Raw genomic sequence first — 20435 nt, forward strand, 5'->3', positions numbered from 1 at the left:
CGCTAATAGCAAGCTAATTAGGCCATAAGCTGTGCGTACATTGGAGAAAAAGTTTTAAGATTTAACTTGTCGATTTTGTCGAATTCCTCCTCTGAAATCAGTCCCGCTTTAAGCATCTTTTGCAGGATTTTATATGCCCGCCAGTAATCTACCTCTCTTTGAATTTCCTCCTGCGTTATCTTTGTATAGTTCGTTTCCTGCGGGTTATATGGTAAATGATTAGCCGCTTCTATCATTCAAGCACCTCCTATAAAAACTTAGGACAGCCGCGACTGGCTGTCCTTTATCGTTATTCCGGCAATTTGAGAACTTGTCCGGGGTAAATAGTATCTGAAGTCAGGCCATTGAGTTTCTTAATCTCCGGATATCTTGTTCCTCTGCCGAGTTCTTTTTCCGCTATTCTCCATAAGGTGTCGCCTTTTTGCACTGTATAGGTTCTATTGCCCTTGTTATCAGGAATGCTGTTTACAATTACAAGGTTTTCTTTTGCTACCCAAGTGTTTATGCCTGCGATTTCTTGACCACCGGATTTCTTAACCTTTTTGCCAAGCAATACACATTCTTTGCCGCCTTTTATGACCGGCTTGCCTTTGTATAAAGTCTGTGTGACCCTGTGGTAATAGTCATTTTTGACCCACGTTGGAACTTCCACACTGCCGGGGTAGTAATTCTTTACACTGACCTTAAACTCCACCATATCTCCAATTCCAATATCAGTATTGATATCTGTACTGTTCTCCAGCGCTTTTTTTACTGCTTTACGGAAAGTGTCCATATTCTCCCCATGCTTGGGAAACCAGTGCATCACATCAGCATGGTTGCTGGCAATACCGAGCTTATATCCTTCGGAGTGGCAGATGATGTCATTCTCATTAAGACCGTACTTCTTGCAGAGCATAACGCAGAGTTCAACAGCATTCTGCCACGCTTTACGGAAATAATCTTCCTGCTTTGCTGCATCATAACCCACCATTACCGACCCGGATTTATACGAAAACCCAGCAGGCTCACAGATTTCAAAGCCAATATGGGTATTGTTGGCTGCTCCTCCCGCATGCCACCCGCGATGATCCCAAGGCAGGTATTGCCAAATCTCTTTATCGTCTACAAAAGCGTGAACACATACCTGCCTATTTATTTCGCCGGCCTTGTAAGATTTGTTCCAACGGGAAAACCACTCAGCCGCCATTACACCCGGCACAGCCGTCGAATGTACCATGATTCCTTTAGGCGTGATTTTGCGGCCTGCTGTATAGCAATCGTTTCGCGTCATGTATTTAGTAAAAAGCTTCATTTCTTTTCATCCTCCTCATTTGAGCGATCATGCAGTTGTTCCAATGCGTTCTTCAGCTTTTCAGGAATGGGCAGTCCTATATGTGCTGCATTCTCAAGAATTGAAACTCCCTCATTACTTAGGTAAAAGAAAATCACTGCTGTCCGAATTGCCCCGCCATTGCCTAGCACCTGGCTGTCGATGATGTGTCCTACACCTACAAGTACAAAAATAAGCACTTTCTTAAAGATGCCCTTGGCCCCGACTTCACTCGAAAGTTTTCTGTCTACAACGGCACACATCACTCCGGTCACATAGTCAATGGCTACAAAAGCGATGAGTGCGTATAAAAATCCATCCAGCCCTCCAAGAAACCATCCAAGAAATCCGCCAATAGCAGTAAAAACCGCCTGCGCCCAGTTCCATACTGTTTTCATTGTCTTAAACCTCCGTTCAACTTGAATTTTGCATATAAAAAAGCGCCCTGCCTTAAAGCAAAGCGCTGAAAATTAAAACTTCTAATCTATATTTGCTTCGGAAGCGCCTCCCACAACCGCATATCCTCCTGCCCAAGAGACCAGATGGCTATACCTCGCAGTTTCCATCGATAAGCCGCTTCGTTTGCCCAGTAAACAAGGCTGTCCACATCCTGATAATACAGAATAGAAAAACCATCTGCATCTCCGAGGAAGAGACGGGATATCCAAATATTGATGTCTTTCGGTATAATCTTTACTTCATAGTCATTACCGCAAGAAAGAGCCAAAAGTTGTGAGTGGAAGAAGTCATAATCCATCGAAATGTCCTCACTGCGAGTTATCGATTCCTCCACATCGCTATTTACTGAAAACACCTGAAATTCATCATCCCACGTGACACCAGTGCGAGCAAGCCTGCCAAAGCTGGTTATAGTTCCATCCGGGAGTTCCACATCAAAACGCTCGTATGGTTCATATACCCACGCATCGCCCAGCCGCAGCAGCTCGCATACCGTCCGGTTGTCCGAGCAGTACCCTGCATAACCACTACCACCGATTACATTCACTGTGAAACGCAGGGTTGAAGCTGCACCAGAATATACTCTTACTTTATTGCCGCGTTTTCGCATCTCTATAGTATACATATTCGGATTAGCACGAAGATCGGCATCTACAGTTTTTGAGAAACTGGTGGAATAGCTACCAAGCAAGGAATTACCTTGATAAAGCTCGACTCTTTGCGTGTCATAGTTTAAGCAGCAGAAAATATCCCCAAGGAACACCCCAGCCCGTCCACTGCTATTTTGAGGGAAGGCCAGCCTTGCCCGAATATGCACGTCGGAAAATCCGTCGTATTTCCATGCAAGTTTGCCATATCCCTCAAGCTGGGAATATGGGCGACTTTCTGTGCTGTCTGGGTCCTGCCAAACATCCCATTCGCCGTCCAACACAGTCCAGTAATTTTCAGGCAGGATGTTCCTGTCCCGAAAATCTTCATACCAAATAAGCGCCGAGTCGGGTTTTCTTCGCAACATTTCAAAGGTCAGTTTAAAACCTCGATCCGGCTCAACCATCACACCATTTACATCCTTGAACCGACGAGGAGAGAGCATAAAGCTGGCTTCACCGGCAAAGGGATACTCCGAAAATCCACTGCAAACCCTAAAACCGTAAAACTGGACTCCCGGCACACCACCGTTTATGCTGACAGCATGCGTTCCCTCTTGGAGAAATACACCTTTTGCAAGTGTCAACCAGCAAACTCTTCTCCAGTATGGCCACCATAAACGGTTCTCGCTGAAAGTCTTTGATTCACCATCAAGGGAAACGATAATCGCATTTTTGTCCCAGTAAGGAAAGCAAAGCTGTACTGCAATATCGTAATATCCCGCTTCTGTTATCTCAAAACGGTACTCTGCTGACGCCTGGTCATCTCCAAGTGAGGCCATCTCATCAGTAATAATGACATTTCCTTCGTATTTATCCGGAACTCCGTTCCTGTCAATATAAATGGTTCCGAACTCCGCTTTCTGCTCCTTGCCATAGCTTGTCAAATATCTTCGCCTGTTATAAACCCCTTTTAGCAGCGGATATTCCCAGGATACAGCATCCCATCCTTCCATATAATCATATACATGAGGAAGAGCCCAAGGTACTTTGTTATAGTCATCCCAGTAAGCCACAATTGGAATAAACGGCTGAGGCGGTGCATCGCCTGTGAAATTGTAAACCCCAGTCATCCAGTATTTTGCCGCATAGTAGGTATTAGACACTCCTCGATAGGTTATTCCAAGGTTTTCAGGTGTATCATGAATCCTCCAGTTCCAGCCATAAGCAGGCAACCCCATGAATATCTTGTCGGGTGACATAACGGAAACAGCATAATCATATATGCCCTCAAGCCAGTCACGAGGAGATACTGGGCCGGGAGCAGAGCCCGCCCATGCCATGCCGTAGCTCATGATGGCGGCGGTATCGCAATAGTCGTTAAGATCGGCATAAACACACCAGTTTTCACCGCCCACTGAGCCTTGAACGCCGGTCATACCCGGCAGGCAGATGTTGACAAGCTTTGTTGCATCATAAGACTTAACTGTATTGTATATATCCCTAAATAAAGCATTCGCCGCATCCTTGTTTTCATAACCGCCACCGCGCTCCAGGTCAATATCTACCCCAGCGCACCATGGATACTTGTTCATTATTCGGATGATTTCAGTAAGAAACTTATCCTTTGCACCGTTTTCGTTGTTGCGAAGTGCAGTAAAAATATTGGCTATTCCATGATTCATAATTGTGAGCAGCCACTTAATGTGCGGCCATTTCTGAATATACGGAAGCATGCTGCTGATGCTGGTACCGGTTTCAGTGATTGTGCCTGTTGCGTCAACCTCAAAAGTAAAAATGCCTACCGTATCAAAGCGGTCGCCGTAGTCTCTAAGCGCTTCATACATTCGGGCATTACCCATAAAACTCCACACCATGCACCGTTTGCCTTTTAAGAAATCCCTCACAACCGATCACCGCCCTCTTGCATCTCCTGAAATTCAAAGAGTACCCGCGCCGATTTTCTCTCTTCCAGCTTCACCATATGTTTGCTATCCCATGCCGCAGAGTATTGATAAAACCCATCCTTAGGAGTCTGACTTCCGTTTTTTAGGCATTGGCGGGTGGAAGCCTTGAGTGTCAGCTCATCGCCTGCATTAACCGGGTCAAGGAACTTTACCTTATGCGCGCCCATACCTTGGGACATTTCAATACTTCCTGCGGCCATATCCTGTATAGGATAGATATAGCAGTCAAGACCAACAGAAGTTTTGCCCAGGTTGAATAAGACTACAGTCTCCGCTGTTCGCACCACACCGTTATAATGCCGGGGCGGAACTGGCTGCCCGTTTTCCTGCATTTTCTTTAGCATTTTGCTCGTGTGGACGGTATAGCCTGTCAACTGATCTCCATCCTGAAGCTGCAGGTCGGTGAAATATATAGTTCCGGTACAATCTGTGATCATCAGACGAACTGTGATACTGACCACGCGCATTTCTTTCTTAATCATTAACGTTTCTGCGAACCTGATAAAGCTGTTTTTTGCCATCGTCAACACTCCAGATAAAAAAAAAGACCGCTGATGCGATCTCTTATAACAAAACTGGATTAATTTTTTACAATGCCTTATTCTTTAGGAGTTATATTATTTAAAGCTTCTATTAAATCTTCTCTCGTTACAATCATTTGACATATCTTTTTTGATGCTTTCCCATCTTCAGTAGGCGTCGCCATTACATCCAGAGTAATGAATTCGCCACCTTGTAACATCGATGAGTTTTTGTAAAACTTTAAATACCTCCCAGAGATTTGACATTCTACATGCAATGGTCCAAGGGAGTTTTTTCGGCGTTGTGAATATGTTATTGGAAACTGTTTAATTTTATTATTATCCAACTTCGGCACATCCTTTCAAAAATATAAATCAAACAAATTATACCATATTAATACCTCCTGCTCCTATTTATCCGTCCAATGTCCACTGAATTTCGCATACATGCCCGATCCATCCAGTGGAAACTGAACCGCCCTGAAGCAATAAGTCTGTAAAGTACACTGTGCCGGTGCAGTCAGTGACGCACAGCCTGATGGTGATAGATTTGACTCTGCTGATACTTTTGGGAGAAATACTGTGTGCAATCTGATTGAAATATGCCATATCATCACCCTCAAATCAGGTCTATAAATCTTGTTTCTGTTGTACCGTCCTCGTATTCAATGACTATCTCAACACCAACTTGGCCGTTTTCGCCCTTTTCAAGGTTTTCGGAAGCAATCTGCGCTGAAAATGTATAACTTTTACGTGTTGCTGGGTATACCGTCTGTGACAGACTCTTTGTCATACCAGGTACACCAACAGCCTTGAAGGAAGCAGTTCCCGAAACACCATTCTCAGTATCCACTTCAAAGCCGGAATTGACCCAGTAGGCAAAACCATCATCCGCTCTGGAATTGCGCAGATGGTTGAATGGCACCATATCTTTAATTTCCTGACGGTTTATCAACTCTGCTGAGGACAGCGCATCCGCTGCCTTGTCCCACTGTGCTGAAGAATCGCCGAGTTCCCGCAGTTTAGTTGAAAGCTCGATCACTGTTTTCCAAGGTTCCTGCAAGTTATACTGCCTTCGCACAACACGTGTTTTTACCAAAAGGCCTAGTTCTTTATCGTCCACTGTAACAATATCACCCAGTTTCCATGCTTCGTGCTCATAACCGGTCAGCGCAGATAAATCCATAGCAGACAGCACATATGACACGCGAGGCTTCGAATATTCTGCAAGCCGCATTTTTGCATATTCCAGCATCTGATATGGATTCGTAAACGACGAACAATCAAGCGTCGACACCCTCACTTCACTGGAAAAAGTGTAATCTTCCACGTATTCCTTACCTCCATTAATTGAAGCGAATGTCAATCCGTCCTTTCCATAAGCATAGAGCCTTGTCACTAATTCACGTGTATCGACTACCCGCTGGATGCTTTTCAGGTTCTTTCTATATGAAAAAAGCGCTCCGCTATCAGTACCACTAAAAGTCAAAAGGTGTACCTGGCGGTTGGCGCTGTCAAACACCAGATCGCCGCCATAAATATTCTGTACAGTGCGAAGGATGGATAAGGCATTTTTTTCTGTACACTGCCATGTCCGTTTCGTAGTGACAGTAACATTTCCTACTGTCCAACCTGTACCCAAAAGTGCATATTGCATCGGAACATCTGCAGTATCTGCATTGAATTCTCTAGGTTCTTTTTCCGCACTGAAAGACAGATCGTAAAATACCGCTTCAGCATATACTTGCGTAATAACACGCCCATCTTCGCTTTTATTGTCCGTTAAGATTCGGATCCGGTAAATGTCATTTACGATTTGCACTTGTTTTTCATTTTCCAGTGTGCTTCTTTTTGGATCATGGAACGGAAGCTTGAATTCCAGCGTATCCGCGCCGTTCACCTCACCAGTGACAATGATATCAAAGGCATTTTCAAGAACAGCTTCCCATGCTCAGTTTTTGTCCAAAATCACAGGACGGGCAAAGCCTAATTTCTCATAGGGCGCTTTCGGTATATCATGAAGCTGTATTTCCAGAAGTTTTGGCGTCCTCAACGGATCGCTGCTGGTAAGGGTAACACGGAACCTTATATATTGCCGATTTGGCGATTGAAGTTCACCGCTGGTTCCCACAGCCTGCCATGCAGACCATTCTTCAAGATCATCGCTTGTGCTGGTCTCTACTAGAGACACTGAAGTAACACCTGCAGTATATTCGCTTGTCACAGCTACACGACCGCTGCCCGATAATGCACATGGAACCGCCCTTGTATAAAGTACGCCACTTGCAGGATACTCGCCATCTGTTGCTTTAAGGGTGACTGAGCCAGGCTCTGCCAAAGCATCTACATCCGAAGCCGCATCCCCACCGTTTGCATGTAAAGACGACTTAAAATATAACAGCAAATCATCAGCTGTAAGCTGTGAGTCCGTTTCCAGAAACCAGTCGTCGAAGCCTCCGGCATAGTAGTAGGTATTTGCATGCATCCCCATAATAATGTCTGCTATACATTCCCGATTCAGCTCTCCCGAAAAGGAACGCACAGGCGACACCCAGGTTGCCCCGTCGCTGCGATCGCATATGATGTTCTGTACCTTTTTGTTGCTTACTTCAATGATGGAGGCGATAAAATACCAGCCGCCGTTTTTCAAGGTAATGGTAGCTGTTTCACTCTGGTCGTAGATTAGTGTGCCGGAGGAGTTATACAACATAAGCCTAAGTCTCCCTTGATAAAGTGAAACATAAAAAATTGGCTGACCTGGTCCTTGGCGGGTATTGAATATGGGTATATATGTCTGGCCGACCGAATAGGTGGTAGGATTAATCCAACCGCCTACAACAATCTTTTCGCCCAGATTGCTAAAGAAACTCCCATCATTTTCTGCTATAAGATGGGTCTTTTCAGAAGTCGGATTAACAATATTTTGCCTGAAGTATCTTCCGAATCTTCCAGCAATAAGGTTTGCCGATGTCCCTGACCAGCCGGAGATGGTAAAATGTCTGCCATGTCCCGATGAGTCTATAAGCTGAAGATTTTCGTCTGGTGTTTTTTCATTAAATCGCCATAAAGCAGACGTCCTTGATGTTACAGGAAACTCACCGGTAAAATCCTCTTGGTTTGTCAGGATTGATTTTATCGCCATATCGTCGTCACAAACTCCTTTCTGCTACGCCCGCCTGTCGGCGGACATTCGCTCCAATCCGTTGTTCCTCCTCTCCCCACAAAGTCTTACGACTTTGCGGGGTCCCCGGAGTTTATCTCCATCTGCTTTTTGCCTGTATTTTTAACTCAGTAAAGGTCGCGTTTTCTGCGGCAATCTCAATATGATTAACACCTTTCCTGAGAATTGGAAAATTCAGATCCTGCAGGCTGGGAAGGCCATTTCTCAAGGTTCGGCCTGTTTCATCAATAACCTTAGCTGTTACCATGCCGGAGTCGACAATCAGAGTTTCACCTTCAGATAATGAGCCAACAATTAGCAATTCCTCGCCGTTTGTAATAAGCGAAATATAGCTTGATGAGGACGTTGATATCAAACCCTTCAAGAGATAAACCGGATTGGAATCCGCATTTCCTTTAACCCTCTCCAGCTCATGCAGACCTGTTTCAGAAAGAACAAATATCTCATCTTCTAACGCATAAGCATACGGGTCGGGACAAACAAACCGAAGTTCAAAGCTGCCCGCTGTCCGCAATATCCGCTCACAGTCAACCGCTTCTGATAAGCGAGCCATGAAATATCGGTCGGGCAAATCATCTATAACAAGTTGTTTAAGCCCGTTTTCCGGATTTAACCATTCTGCAACATTATCAAGAACCGATACAAGCTCAGCAAAACTGCGCTGGGGAAGCACACTACAGCTAATTATTATGTTTCGTTCTGATATATCGCAGCCAAAATCTGCAATACCTGCTTTGCCCGGCACAGTTTCAAAGGAATTGCGCAGGGCAGGGGAGACCTGCCATTTGGTAAGTCTTGCTCGTATTTTCATACTTTGCGACGATATTCCATTGTAGATAAATCCCATATGCTTCCCTCCATTACGCTGTTATAAAACGTCCCTGCGCCCTTGAACCTGTCTGCATCAGGTTATATAACTCCTGTGAAATCCTACGTATGTCTTCTTCACCACGAACAATCATCTGCTGCACCACAACAAGCGGCCCAGAAGCTAAATCGCTAAATCCACCTCTTCCACTTACACTAATATCAGGAGATATATTAAAATCTGTCGGCACTGCATTTTGCATATCGTCTGCCACTCTGGCCATAGCCTTGTCAAATCCCTCACCAATACCCAGTGCCATATTGCCGCCAATACCTTCAAAAACAGTGGACGGAGATCTGATTCCAAGAAAATTCTTTACTCCATCAACAATACCGGAAAAGAAACCGGAAACCTTATCCTTAATCCAGCTACCAAGGCTTTTAATACCTTCCCAGATGCCTTTTACAATGTTCTTACCAATCTCAACCACTGAAACAACCGCCTTGCCCAAGCCTTCTATAATAGCCGCAACAATCTGAGGTAAAGACTTTACTAGTTCTGGAATGGCTTTCACAAGCCCGGCAGCAAGCTGTACGATAAGCGTAATTCCCAATTCTATGATTTTCGGCATATTGTTCGTCACAAAGTCAATGATTGTTGTAATTATCCTCGGCAGTGCTTCAATTAGTTCTGGCAATGCATTTAAAAGTCCCTGCGCCAGTCCCTGAATCAATGTAAAAGCAGCTTCAAGGATTTTGTCCATATTATCCAGCAGCCCTTGCACAATGGTGATCACTGCTTGAACCGCTGCTGGAATTAGCTCAGGTAATGCTTCTCCAAGCCCCATTACCAACGCTGTGATTAGCTGCACCGCTGCATCAATGAGTAAAGGCAGGTTATCAATGAGTGCTCCGACAATGGTCATGACCGCATCTACTGCTGCTGGAATCAGCTCCGGCAGCAGGCTCAAGAGAGTTTGAAGCACCTGAGAGAACAATTCAGTTACAGTTTGCAACAGCACGGGAAGCAGATCTTTGACTGCTGAGATAATCGCACCGGTTGCCTCCGGCAGAGCAGCCACTATATTTTCCAAAACCGGTACGATATTTTTAACTACAGCCTGAAAGGCATCCACAAGATTTTGTGTTAGGTTCGTCATATCAGCGTTCGCATTGCCAAGTCCTGCTATAAACGAACTTAGAGAGGCTTGTAAAAGACCAATGGAACCGCTGATGGTCTGGGTAGACTCTCTTGCGAAGTTGCCAGCATACTGTTCGGTTTTTTCAAAAAACATCTGCATGGCGATCTCGGCCTTTTCGGCATTGGTTGCGCTATTCCAGGCAAAATCCAGCCCTTTTGCAAGAGCATAAGCTTCGATGGTAGTGGCGTTCATGGCGACACCCAGATTATCCATCATGGTGAAGTTACCCTTGGCTGCGCCAGCGATGGATTCCATAGCAGTCTGCATGTCAATACCCATAACCGAAGCCATATCTGCCGCTCGCTGCATGGCCTTCTCAGTAAGCTCCAGACTTTTTTGCTGATCGACACCAGCACCCTGAAACAGTGCGCCCATTTTGTTGGCGGTGGCAAGGTACTCGGATTGGGACAAGCCCAGATTCTTGTAGGCTTCTTCTCCCGTTTTTTGGATACGTGCAGCATATTCTCCAAACACAGCTTCAGAACCGCCAAGGTTCTGCTCAAGCTCACCAAACTGCTCCACGACCTCTTTCCCCAGCTTGATGGCAGCCGCGCCCGCTGCGGCCGCTGCAGCACCCATAGCCGCGCCAACACCTTTAAGAACGCTGCCCAGCTTCTCAAATTTCGAGCTGGATTTTTCGGCATTGTCTCCACTTTCCTTCAATTCGTCCCCAAGCTCGTCTGCACTTTCAGCAGACTGTTCGAGCTCGCGCTCCATTTTATTCAGTTCGGCTTTTGCATTATTAAGCTGTATTTGCCACGACTGAGTACGTCTGTCGGTCTCCCCGAAAGAGGAGGCGGCGTTGGCAAGCGCTTTCTCCAATGTGGCAATTTTTTCTTTCTGCGAGTCGATCTCTTTGCTAAGCACCCTGTTTCGCGCAGCGACAGCTTCAACTGATTTATCCTGCTTGTCAAACTGGGATGCGACAAGGTTCATCTCACTGCCCAGCACCTTGAAGCTTTGGTTGATTTCCCGGATGGCGTTCTTAAATTCCTTTTCGCCTTCAATCCCGATCTTCAGGCCAAAATTGTCTGCCACATAACCGCCTCCTTCCTGCAAAATTTTTAAATTCCATAAGGTATCACTTCATCTATGGTCAGCTCCCGCTTCGGTTTGGAAATACCTAAGAACTGCTTGTGGCACTCCCACAAGTCAAGCAGGTACCCAATAGGCATTAGCCATACTTCCTCTTCTGTACGGTTTAGCTGGACAGTGCCGTAATACAAAAGCCGAGTGAACAATTCTTCATCGCTCACCCGGCCTGTGTGTTTTTTAAGTCATCCTCACTTTCAACATTTCTTTTGGTACCTTTGAACATTGCTTCCATGATAGCGTCTTTATATGCTGCCAGTTCCAAAGGAGATGTGAGAAGTTCCACTGTCTCTTCAGTCAGGAGTTCACGCTTATCCTGATTTTTGAGGTTGTGTATCAAAATGCTCTGGTTAGCCAGCAGCGTAATCAGCCATACCACTTCGTCCAGCGCCATCTCGAAGTTCTCGGTTTTCATCAGTTTGGCGCCGAGATTTTCAAGTCCGCCGTACCTTTTAGCGATTTCCTTTGTCGCTCTGGTGGTTAGAATAAGCTGATATTTCTCGCCGCCGATGCTGATGCTTGCGCTTCTGTCCGTACCCTGCATTATTCGCCGCCTCCTCCCACGGCAAAGACAGGCTCATAAACTTCCGTATACCAGCCGGTAATAGTGGCGGGCAATACGCCGGGATCGTCTTCGCTGACCTCTGCCTTCCACGGATGCTTTCCTTGGCCATCTGGTTTGTTACGTCTCATGACTGTCCCTTCAATAGTTGGCGTGGAAAATGTGATGCTGTCGCCCTTCGTTTGCAGGTTTGCCGCCGGGATGCCGAATTTTACTCTGTAAAGCCAAAAATACCTGTACTTGCCGTTGGCTTTCTTTGCCCTGAACCCGATTGCCACCGGAGCGCCTCCGTCCTCGCTTGCGGAAATAAGCACCTTGTTGTCGTCAAGGGTAGCTCCCGTCAAAACCTCTGCAGCAGCAACACCGATGTCTGCAACTCCAAGAGATAAGGTACCGCTTTGAAATTCCTTGACCACTTCTGCCGCTCCGTCATCGGCATAAAGCGTCGCTTCGGCCAGTCAGTTCAGGACAGCCGGGAAAGGAGCAAGGCCTTTTTGGTTTTCTTGGCATCTGGCCACCTCCTTTACGGGTATAAAAAAAGCCCTCACAGGTTCATCCCATGAAGGCTTATCCATAACTTTTCACAATACCATTATATTTGGTTTTTTACTGAATTTCATCTCATAAAAATCTCATCTGGAATACTAAACAGAACATTTACTTTTTGCCCATGGCATCCTGCCGTTATAATACTTATCGGAGATATACCGCTGCATATCGGGTGGTAAAGCTGCAAGCAAAAGATAAGCCTTTTTTCTATCTTCCTCTAACTCTTGGGTACTTTTATAGAAGGAACATTTATCTTGCTGACACTTGTGTACAGTCAGGATATTACAGCCATTCCTTCCGTTACTGCCAAAACAATTATCGTACATCTTTCCTCACTCCTGTTTTATTGCATAAAAAAGCCCCGAAGGGCTTATGCGTTTTAATGTCATTTTTTCACGATATCATTATATATGGGATACCTGTGTTTTACATCTCATAAAAATCTCATGCATAATTGACTTCTTTCTATGCACACTATAAAATATTTATATAATCAAATTCTTTGAAAGCATTTCGCAAAGTATTGACAAATCATGTGCCATGGTGTAATATAATACTAACAAATCCCACAGGCCTCTGTCGTTGACATGCACACTTAGTGGGCTTTTTGCATTTAAGGAGAAAAATATGGATACCGTAAAACCATTCTTATCAATTGATGATCAGATAAAGTTATTGAAAAAGAGGAAACTGACTATTAACGATGATCAATATGAAAAAGCGAAAGAGTTTCTGTTAAACAACAACTATTATCGAATAAGCGGATACTCTTTAACGCTACGTCAAAACGATACTTTTTTTGAGAGTGCTTCATTAGAAACATTGATACAAATATATGAAGCCGATCGACGTATGCGACATATAATGTTATCGGTTATTGAAGCAGTTGAAGTTCGAATAAAATCAATGATTGCTTACTTCCATAGCGAAAAATATGGCCCTTTAGGTTATCTAGATATAAATAATTTCTGCTGTACTAATAACGGTAAAATCGATCTACCGATAATTGAAAATTACCTTTACATAGCGAGAAAAGCTGATAATCAAAAAAATGCAATGACTGAATCAGAATTGTTTCTAAAACATCATAAAGAAAATAAAAATGATATTCTACCATTTTGGGTTTATGTCGAGGTTCTCACTATATCTGATGCCTCTAAACTATATACGATTTTAGACGAAGAATTGCGAAAAACTATAGCTCTCCATTTGGGCTTTACATCGAATAATAGACATAAGATAGTTGAAAATTTATTACATTGTATTACCATTCTGAGAAATATTTGTGCGCACGGTGGACGCTTGTACAACCGTCTATTTACTAGAAAACCTTGGCTTTCAAAAAAGGAAAAAAACCTTCTCCGAGTCGAAAACGGTCATAAAGTTTACGATAAATTGTTTTCATACATATTAGTACTTAAATCAATCACTCTTCCTCAAGACTTTAAGCTTGTTGTTGAACACATAACTCAGATAAAAGAACAATATCCTTTGGTTGACTTTAAGCATTATGGATTCCCCGAAAATTGGCAAGAAATACTGTAATAAATTCATACTAACAAAGCATATTAATAAATAATAGATCCTACGAGCTTATTTTAAGCGCAATACAGTAGGCCATTAAAAATACCCACTTAGGTAGTTCGTTCTATCTAAGTGGGTTTCCTATTTAACATGCAGCTAATGTTATCTTAAACTACTTCCCGTATAAAAGCAGTGCCAGATGATTAAGCGCCTTGTCCTTCCTGCGGTACACCTGTGCTCTTTCAAGAAACAGCTTCTCTCCGATGTTTGCTACAGCTTCTGTCTTGCTCACATCATTAACAAAAAATTCTGTCAGTATAAACTGTTCTTCCTCCGACAGGGCTTCCCAAGCAGGCTTGAACCACTCCATATATTCTAATGCCCGTCTGTAACATTCTTTCAACACATCAATCTCGTCAAGGCAAGCAGCAAGGCGTTCTTCGCCGCTTTTGGGATTGTGTTTGCCCGGAACTCCGGTATTCTTTGCACTATGAGGGCTTGTCATACGGGTTTCAATTTCATATATATCCTCATCACTGTGTTCGATAATGTACTGCATGCTGCTGTAATCTTTCAAAGCTTCAACAGCAGCCGCTTTTTTATCTAAATACTGCCATGCAATCAGCATATCGCACCTCCAAAAAATCAAGATAAAAAACCTTGATCTTTGAAGCAGTGTGCTTTTTTTCGTTGCTTTGCAGTGCTTGTTTCCTTGTTCGTTATATCTTCGTTCTTTGCAGAAGGCCATGCTTTTCCAGAATAACCTTCACCTCATCTACCGAATGGACAACCGCTGCCACTCCTCCGGCATTGAGGATTTTTTTGATGGTTGCTTCCTGCAGTTTTGTTGTCTTTCCCGATGGGGTTTTTACTTCAAAAGCTATAAACCGCCCATTTACACAGGCAATAATGTCTGGTATTCCTGCTGTCCCGTACATACCGCCATGTTCCTTCCAACAGAAACACCCCGGTACTGTCTTTAAGTACCGCAGGATTTTAGTCACAATACTCTTTTCAGACATAACCGCTTATCCTCCAAAAATGTTACCTTTTCCCCTCTTGTTACCCCGGTATTTCTAAAAAGGTAACTTCTCAAACCCGCTTTACAAGCGCATTTGCGGATTTTGTTACCTTGTTACCTCTTTTTTGGGGTAGGTATAGACACAAATATTTATATTTTTTTATTTTTTATTTTTCAAAAAATAATTTCATCTCTCGCGCGTATATATAAAGTTGAGGTAACAAAGGTAACATAGGTAACAAGTGGCTATTCATCAGCGTTTCGGGTGTTACCTTTTTGTTACCTTGTTACCTTTTTCAATACTAAAGAGGCTCAATATCTGTGATTTCAAAGCCGCTCACATCGCATCGCTCTTTCAGTATTGAGAAATCAAGAGCCCACGCTTTTTTTGTTTCATTCCCGAAACGCATCGTTTTATTGCTCTCTATAAAAAAGTCACTTTGCCTCAATTGCTTCAAAAACTGGTTATATGGAAGACATTCACCTGTGATTGCATAATCGCGTCTGTACTTGGTATAGCGGTCATATACATCACAGAAACGAATCCCGATAACCTTGCCATCTTTATCAAAAGTGTAGTCTTGATTCGGAGCCAGTTTCATCCGGGCCATGATTTCCAGCGTCTGTTCTACAATGGTCTTGTTATTGCTGCCGCCATCCAGCAAGTACTCCTGCACACCGTTTTGAAGATATCGAATACATGTCACTTTGTTAATGGGAAACACTTCAGACCATGTAACATTAAGGAACTCACATAGTTTGTTTACTAGGCTCAGTCCGGCATAGCAACAGGCGAGATTATTGACGATACGAGATGGAAACTCATCAGATATCTCTGACTTTGCTTCCTCATACCACTTCTCTGCCTCAGCAACCGATACTCTGAGTGCTGTATCCAGCAGGCTCCGACCGAAGCTGCCAAGCAGATCCGCTTTTGCACACAGCTTATAAAATGCTTGTCTATGGCTGGCTGGTTTTAAGTCCTTCTTGCTGAATAGCAATTCTATGCTCCGTTCTCTGATGGCCGCTTCATCCGGCGATTCCTCACCAGCTACAATAATAGGCGCCAACAGTTCATAAGTAACAGCACTTTGATCCGCCCTACCGCGGACACCTTCATGGCCGTCATATGCATCTCGAAGATGGTTGTATAAGGCATTTAGCCTTAACTTATCTATCTTTGAAGGCTTGAACTCATCCATCAACTGTGGTATCAGATTCGATGATGCAGATTCCTTCATCAGTGTAAATGCAGTAACCTGCGTAGCCGCGCGGATTTTACTGCATGAAAATACCGGCAGGATAACCCGCTCCAATGTATTACTTTTTCCGCTGCCCTGTTCTCCGACAAGCAATAAATGAGGAAACTTGATGCCTGATTTTTTTAGATGCGGTTTGATAAAGCACCCGGCCACCCAGGCCATTACTGATACCGTTTTTATGGGTTCGTTATAGCTGAGGAGCCATTCACCAAGCATAATAAGCTGTTCCTTTGTCAATGGCTCAAAGATTAGGATATCGGTTGTTATGCTTTTATACTTATCAAGCTGCACGATATCTTCAACCATGTTGCCTCCGGCTTCAATGGCACCATCCGTTGAAACATATACCATCCGCCCGCCATGCTCATAAATCCCAAGAGCCTTGACCCCTGTTTTCCTTACCCACTCCATTTCGGATATATAACCTTTCAGCAGTTCCAAATCTCCTTCTGAGCCAAAATAGCCTAAGGATATTGTCCGGCGTGACACCTCGAATTTCTTTGCAAGATAAGGAGCTGTAACTTTTTTATTCTGTTGTAATATGGTAATTATTCCGATAAGACGATCTATTTTCATTCGCTTACCTCCACAAACCCAAGTTATCGCCCCTGTCAATTAAGTCCTTATATAGCTATATTCTACCATTTTAAAGCATTTCCTCTTCATATTGATTATCTCCCAGCAATATCTCTTCATATTGATTATCTACCTAAAGAATTGCTTTTACGGTTGTAAATTCCAAAATGCAATAATTAGGATCTGCAATACCACCAGTGAGATAATTAATGTACCTGCCCTTCCATATTTTTTAATCCGTCGGTGTTAATGCTTGAGATTGATGAAACCCTTAAATAACCTTTATTATTAGTTTTTGCAATATAGCAAGAGCTGCATTTCCAGTTATTACTCATTCCTGCTTTTAAAATTAATTCATTGTTCATAAAGCCACACTTAATTTCTCCTGCCCATATTTTTAAACTTAAATTCTTACACCAGGTGAATTATAGCTATACTTCATATCAAAGTATGAATGATTTAGGTATAATCATCCTTTATTGACTTATTCTACCGCACTAAACACGACAACTATATGTCATGTTTTATAAACTCAAACTTTTCTATTTGTCACTTTCCTGTCACATAAATATCGTATCCTTATTCTTAAAACAACACTTATGAAAGGAGTATTTATATATGCCAATCTTAAAAACACGAGACCTGACCAAAATCTATCCTGGTGCTGAACAAGTACTTGCCTTAAATCATGTAAATTTAACTGTAGAAAAGGGTGAACTTATTGCTATTATGGGAGACAGTGGCTCCGGAAAATCTACTTTACTGCATATGTTGGCAGGTGTGGACCGACCGACTGAGGGCCAAGTCCTGATTCAGGATGTAGATATTACATCTTTAGCCGAAAAAGAAATGGCTGTTTTTCGCAGGCGAAATATTGGGGTAATCTATCAGTCTTTTAATCTGATTCCAAACATAACGGTTGAGAAAAACATCTTACTGCCTTTAATGCTGGATCAAAGGAAACCGGCTCCGACTTTCTTTGAAGAAATCATTCAAACATTGGGAATCGGAGATAAGTTGAAACGTTTTCCAACCCAACTGTCGGGTGGTGAGCAACAGAGAGTGGCTATTGCCCGTAGTTTGGTAACCCGGCCCGCAATAATTTTAGCTGATGAGCCCACAGGCAATCTGGATCGAAGAAACACTGAGGAAATAACATCACTGTTCCGTCTGGTGAACCAACGCTTCCAGGCAACTATTTTATTGGTCACCCACGATGAAAAGGTAGCCCTCTCCTGTGAAAGGGTTATGTTCATGGTTGACGGCACACTGCATGAAAGGAAGGATTTACGATGATCATTTCTGAACTGGCTAAAAACAGTATTAAAAATCGCAGACATTCATCGGCTGTTTTTTATTCTGTTCTTGTTGCGGTGATTATACTGGGAACATTGCTCTTTATCTACAGTGAACTGGAACTGGCACAACGTAACTACCATCAGAAAATGTTCGGTGATTATCATGCTGTATTGTACGACATCAATGAAGAGGAATACAAGCAATTGCAGGAAAATGCGAACATTAAAGCACTGGAGCCTACTAAGGTTATCCGGATAAAAAATGCTCCTTTTCAGCGTCCAAATGCAGATCTCTATCTGCAAAGCCCTATGCTTTTTTACTCCTGTTCCGGCTTTATTGAGTCCCAGTTATTAGAGGGCAGTTTGCCACAACAGAGCAATGAAATCCTGGTCTCAGAAACTTTCATAGCTGAGAATCCTGCTTACTCTTTGGGAAAAATCATCAGGTTAGGAGATAAGGAGTATCGGATATGTGGTATTTTCAAAGATCAACTTCTTAGCTTTGAGAAGAATTACTTATTCTATGGACAGCTCACCAAAGAAAATACAGTAAGTCTTCTTCATGGCGATGACGAAGCCGTATACGTTACTATTTGGTTTAAAAACGAGCGGGACACTTATTCATCAATGCGTCAGATCTTGCGAGACTTTGGAAGAAAGGATGAAGATGAATTACTGAAAGAAGGCCTTCTGCAATACAATACAGAATATTTGGAAAGCAAACTTATCTTCAAATCAGGTTTGATTCCTTCCCGTAATTTTATCGATCACTGGAGCCTGCGGGTTGGCTTGTTGATTTGCATGTTGGCCCTTTTTGCCGTGATGATATATAATTCCTTTAATGTCTGGAGCAATCAAGAACTGCGTCAGATTGCCTTATTAAAAAGTGTCGGCATGACTCCTGAACAGGTACACCGCCTGGTGATTGAAAAGGCCTTGCGTTTAGGTTTGCGGCCTGTACTGTTGGGACTGGTTTTAGCGTATCTCTGCACCAATCTGTTGTTTTATCTCATGTGGCTCAACTCGATAAATATACTTCAGCCAGAGCGAACTGATCAATTCAAACCGGTTACACCAAACCCAATAGTCTTCATTGTTTTATTCTTCCTGGCCCTGCTCTGCATATTGTTGGCTGCACTCAAACCTGCAAGGCAAAGCAGCAAGCTTTCCATAATTGAATCATTGAAAGGTATCTATGCCTTCAAAGGACGGATAAGCCAAAGCATTGAAAAACACGGCCAAAATGCTGTCCGCGGATTGGCAAAGGATAATGCCATAAGCTACCGGCACACGTTCCGGGGGCTTTCTCTGGCTATGGCCCTGGCTACTCTGATCTTCAGCACAGTACTTATCGCCCAAGCACAGCGAGACTTGGAAGATAAATACAACACCCCTGATTCACCTTATACACTGACCAGTACTTTCTACACGATTCAGAGAGCACCAAGATCCTTATTGGACGAACTTGAAAAGATTCCTGAGATTGAGGCAGTTCATGTTTTTACTTCCTATAACTTCGAATATTTACAGTCAGAAAACCAGGGGTTTATCTCTGATCAGCTTATGGATTCCCTAAAAGACAACGCAAGAGATTATCATCCTACAGTAACGGTTTATGCTCTGCAAGATACAGATTTCCAGGCTTTACTAGCGGAACATGGATTGAACGGTTCGGAACAGAATGGTTTTCTCTTACTCGACAAAACTGCCCAATCCCCCAATAAAGCTTATAAATACCGTACATATATACCTCTGTCCCGGGATACTGCTGACAAAATAACGGTTCTGGATAGCAAGGACCAGAAACGTTACGATTTAGCCATTGCAGGCCGGATCGATAACTTTCCTTTTGAGCTTAATCCCATATCGCCGAACCAAATCGCCCTTTTTACATCTCTGACAAAACTGGAGGATTTTCTCTTCAGCAATGCCAAGGTAGATGAAAAGCATCCCTTGGTATACCGTGTTAAAATAAAAGCTGATCCGGAGGTATTGCTTCAGGTAACAGAAGAAGTACGTAAAACAATAAACAAATATATTCCCAAGGCCGATTTCTTCACTAGAAATATATTAACTGAGCAGGCCAGTAAAGAAGAACAATACCGTAATGAGCTGCTATTAACTATCGGGACTCAAATTCTCTTTATGATCATTGGGTTTTCCAACGCCTATAACAGCTTTCATATCAATCTGCAGACCCGGACCAGAGACTTTGCTCTGCTAAGAAGCGCCGGGATGACTGAAAATCAGATAAAAAAGATGCTTCATTATGAAAGCTGGTTCATAATCAGACGGGTTATTATTTATTACGTGCTGATGTTGACCGGAGGTGTCTATGTCGTATCCGCCAGGAAAAAGTTTATGTTTTCGCCGTGGCAGTTGGCTCTTAACATAAACTATCCACTCCTTGTTTTATTTTTCCTGATCAGTATTTTAGGCATCTGGGGAGCCATGAAGAGCGGAATACGCAGAATCTTAGAACAAAGCATCATTACCGCTCTGCATGAAGAATAAT

At 43.2% G+C, this 20435-nt stretch carries 18 protein-coding genes and 2 pseudogenes; 3 read left to right on the top strand and 17 right to left on the bottom strand.

Translation table 11 applies throughout. The features are described 5' to 3' along the window. Nucleotides 1–17: 17 nt before the first annotated feature. The 14 genes and pseudogenes from CLOCL_RS17925 to CLOCL_RS17990 form a co-directional block, all read right to left on the bottom strand. On the bottom strand, nucleotides 18–236 hold the full coding sequence (locus CLOCL_RS17925) for an SHOCT domain-containing protein (RefSeq protein WP_014256645.1): 219 nt from the start codon (nucleotides 234–236) through the stop codon (nucleotides 18–20). A 53-nt stretch (nucleotides 237–289) separates the two neighbouring features. Further along, complete coding sequence (locus CLOCL_RS23600) at nucleotides 290–1294, bottom strand: N-acetylmuramoyl-L-alanine amidase (protein ID WP_014256646.1); 1005 nt, start codon at nucleotides 1292–1294, stop codon at nucleotides 290–292. Next, a complete protein-coding gene (locus tag CLOCL_RS17935; protein WP_014256647.1) occupies nucleotides 1291–1710 on the bottom strand; it encodes a phage holin family protein in 420 nt (139 codons plus the stop codon). Before CLOCL_RS17935 ends, CLOCL_RS23600 begins: the two co-directional genes overlap by 4 nt. Nucleotides 1711–1796: 86 nt before the next feature. Further along, nucleotides 1797–4265 carry a glycosyl hydrolase family 18 protein gene (locus tag CLOCL_RS17940; RefSeq protein WP_014256648.1) on the bottom strand — a complete coding sequence of 823 codons (2469 nt, stop codon included), beginning with the start codon at nucleotides 4263–4265 and terminating at the stop codon, nucleotides 1797–1799. Further along, nucleotides 4262–4846: a hypothetical protein gene (locus CLOCL_RS17945; RefSeq protein ID WP_014256649.1), complete on the bottom strand. Its 585-nt coding sequence runs from the start codon at nucleotides 4844–4846 to the stop codon at nucleotides 4262–4264. Before CLOCL_RS17945 ends, CLOCL_RS17940 begins: the two co-directional genes overlap by 4 nt. A gap of 77 nt (nucleotides 4847–4923) precedes the next feature. Then, nucleotides 4924–5193, bottom strand: coding sequence for a hypothetical protein (locus tag CLOCL_RS17950; protein WP_023062528.1), 270 nt, complete (start codon nucleotides 5191–5193; stop codon nucleotides 4924–4926). Between the two features lie 67 nt (nucleotides 5194–5260). Further along, complete coding sequence (locus CLOCL_RS17955; protein ID WP_003520677.1) at nucleotides 5261–5455, bottom strand: hypothetical protein; 195 nt, start codon at nucleotides 5453–5455, stop codon at nucleotides 5261–5263. A 10-nt stretch (nucleotides 5456–5465) separates the two neighbouring features. Beyond that, nucleotides 5466–7988: pseudogene (locus CLOCL_RS17960) on the bottom strand (phage tail spike protein). Between the two features lie 112 nt (nucleotides 7989–8100). After that, nucleotides 8101–8874, bottom strand: a complete 774-nt coding sequence (locus CLOCL_RS17965; RefSeq protein ID WP_014256652.1) for a distal tail protein Dit — start codon at nucleotides 8872–8874, stop codon at nucleotides 8101–8103. 13 nt (nucleotides 8875–8887) lie between these two features. Further along, nucleotides 8888–11074 carry a phage tail protein gene (locus CLOCL_RS17970; RefSeq protein WP_014256653.1) on the bottom strand — a complete coding sequence of 729 codons (2187 nt, stop codon included), beginning with the start codon at nucleotides 11072–11074 and terminating at the stop codon, nucleotides 8888–8890. Nucleotides 11075–11100: 26 nt separating this feature from the next. Beyond that, complete coding sequence (locus tag CLOCL_RS17975; protein ID WP_014256654.1) at nucleotides 11101–11292, bottom strand: hypothetical protein; 192 nt, start codon at nucleotides 11290–11292, stop codon at nucleotides 11101–11103. Next, nucleotides 11289–11672 carry a hypothetical protein gene (locus tag CLOCL_RS17980; RefSeq protein WP_014256655.1) on the bottom strand — a complete coding sequence of 128 codons (384 nt, stop codon included), beginning with the start codon at nucleotides 11670–11672 and terminating at the stop codon, nucleotides 11289–11291. The genes CLOCL_RS17975 and CLOCL_RS17980 overlap by 4 nt, the downstream gene beginning before the upstream one ends. Beyond that, nucleotides 11672–12148: pseudogene (locus tag CLOCL_RS17985) on the bottom strand (major tail protein); the annotation flags it as partial. The gene CLOCL_RS17980 and the pseudogene CLOCL_RS17985, both read right to left, overlap by 1 nt. A gap of 186 nt (nucleotides 12149–12334) precedes the next feature. Continuing rightward, the gene (locus tag CLOCL_RS17990) at nucleotides 12335–12565 is read right to left on the bottom strand and encodes a hypothetical protein (protein WP_014256656.1); all 231 of its coding nucleotides are present in this window, start codon (nucleotides 12563–12565) and stop codon (nucleotides 12335–12337) included. 301 nt (nucleotides 12566–12866) lie between these two features. Between CLOCL_RS17990 and CLOCL_RS17995 the strand changes: the two genes are divergently transcribed. After that, nucleotides 12867–13784, top strand: a complete 918-nt coding sequence (locus CLOCL_RS17995) for an Abi family protein (protein WP_014256657.1) — start codon at nucleotides 12867–12869, stop codon at nucleotides 13782–13784. Between the two features lie 151 nt (nucleotides 13785–13935). On the opposite strand, the gene CLOCL_RS18000 is transcribed toward CLOCL_RS17995, so the two are convergent. The 3 genes from CLOCL_RS18000 to CLOCL_RS18010 form a co-directional block, all read right to left on the bottom strand. Next, complete coding sequence (locus CLOCL_RS18000; protein WP_014256658.1) at nucleotides 13936–14391, bottom strand: hypothetical protein; 456 nt, start codon at nucleotides 14389–14391, stop codon at nucleotides 13936–13938. A gap of 91 nt (nucleotides 14392–14482) precedes the next feature. Next, nucleotides 14483–14785 carry a VRR-NUC domain-containing protein gene (locus tag CLOCL_RS18005; RefSeq protein ID WP_014256659.1) on the bottom strand — a complete coding sequence of 101 codons (303 nt, stop codon included), beginning with the start codon at nucleotides 14783–14785 and terminating at the stop codon, nucleotides 14483–14485. A gap of 301 nt (nucleotides 14786–15086) precedes the next feature. Continuing rightward, nucleotides 15087–16622 carry an HTH domain-containing protein gene (locus tag CLOCL_RS18010; RefSeq protein ID WP_014256660.1) on the bottom strand — a complete coding sequence of 512 codons (1536 nt, stop codon included), beginning with the start codon at nucleotides 16620–16622 and terminating at the stop codon, nucleotides 15087–15089. A gap of 618 nt (nucleotides 16623–17240) precedes the next feature. On the opposite strand from CLOCL_RS18010, the gene CLOCL_RS18015 reads away from it, so the two are divergent. Further along, nucleotides 17241–17918, top strand: coding sequence for an ABC transporter ATP-binding protein (locus tag CLOCL_RS18015; protein WP_003515987.1), 678 nt, complete (start codon nucleotides 17241–17243; stop codon nucleotides 17916–17918). Continuing rightward, entirely contained in the window at nucleotides 17915–20434 is a 2520-nt protein-coding gene (locus CLOCL_RS18020) for an ABC transporter permease (RefSeq protein ID WP_003515985.1), read from the top strand. Before CLOCL_RS18015 ends, CLOCL_RS18020 begins: the two co-directional genes overlap by 4 nt. Nucleotide 20435 lies beyond the last annotated feature (1 nt).

The organism is Acetivibrio clariflavus DSM 19732, from assembly GCF_000237085.1.
GTDB classification, from domain to species: Bacteria; Bacillota; Clostridia; order Acetivibrionales; family Acetivibrionaceae; genus Acetivibrio; species Acetivibrio clariflavus.

Bases quoted from the DNA above. Each gene is read 5' to 3' on its own strand.
- CLOCL_RS17925 (WP_014256645.1), bottom strand. From the start codon at position 236: ATGATAGAAGCGGCTAATCATTTACCATATAACCCGCAGGAAACGAAC.
- CLOCL_RS23600 (WP_014256646.1), bottom strand. From the start codon at position 1,294: ATGAAGCTTTTTACTAAATACATGACGCGAAACGATTGCTATACAGCA.
- CLOCL_RS17935 (WP_014256647.1), bottom strand. From the start codon at position 1,710: ATGAAAACAGTATGGAACTGGGCGCAGGCGGTTTTTACTGCTATTGGC.
- CLOCL_RS17945 (WP_014256649.1), bottom strand. From the start codon at position 4,846: ATGGCAAAAAACAGCTTTATCAGGTTCGCAGAAACGTTAATGATTAAG.
- CLOCL_RS17955 (WP_003520677.1), bottom strand. From the start codon at position 5,455: ATGGCATATTTCAATCAGATTGCACACAGTATTTCTCCCAAAAGTATC.
- CLOCL_RS17965 (WP_014256652.1), bottom strand. From the start codon at position 8,874: ATGGGATTTATCTACAATGGAATATCGTCGCAAAGTATGAAAATACGA.
- CLOCL_RS17980 (WP_014256655.1), bottom strand. From the start codon at position 11,672: ATGCAGGGTACGGACAGAAGCGCAAGCATCAGCATCGGCGGCGAGAAA.
- CLOCL_RS17990 (WP_014256656.1), bottom strand. From the start codon at position 12,565: ATGTACGATAATTGTTTTGGCAGTAACGGAAGGAATGGCTGTAATATC.
- CLOCL_RS17995 (WP_014256657.1), top strand. From the start codon at position 12,867: ATGGATACCGTAAAACCATTCTTATCAATTGATGATCAGATAAAGTTA.
- CLOCL_RS18000 (WP_014256658.1), bottom strand. From the start codon at position 14,391: ATGCTGATTGCATGGCAGTATTTAGATAAAAAAGCGGCTGCTGTTGAA.
- CLOCL_RS18005 (WP_014256659.1), bottom strand. From the start codon at position 14,785: ATGTCTGAAAAGAGTATTGTGACTAAAATCCTGCGGTACTTAAAGACA.
- CLOCL_RS18010 (WP_014256660.1), bottom strand. From the start codon at position 16,622: ATGAAAATAGATCGTCTTATCGGAATAATTACCATATTACAACAGAAT.
- CLOCL_RS18015 (WP_003515987.1), top strand. From the start codon at position 17,241: ATGCCAATCTTAAAAACACGAGACCTGACCAAAATCTATCCTGGTGCT.
- CLOCL_RS18020 (WP_003515985.1), top strand. From the start codon at position 17,915: ATGATCATTTCTGAACTGGCTAAAAACAGTATTAAAAATCGCAGACAT.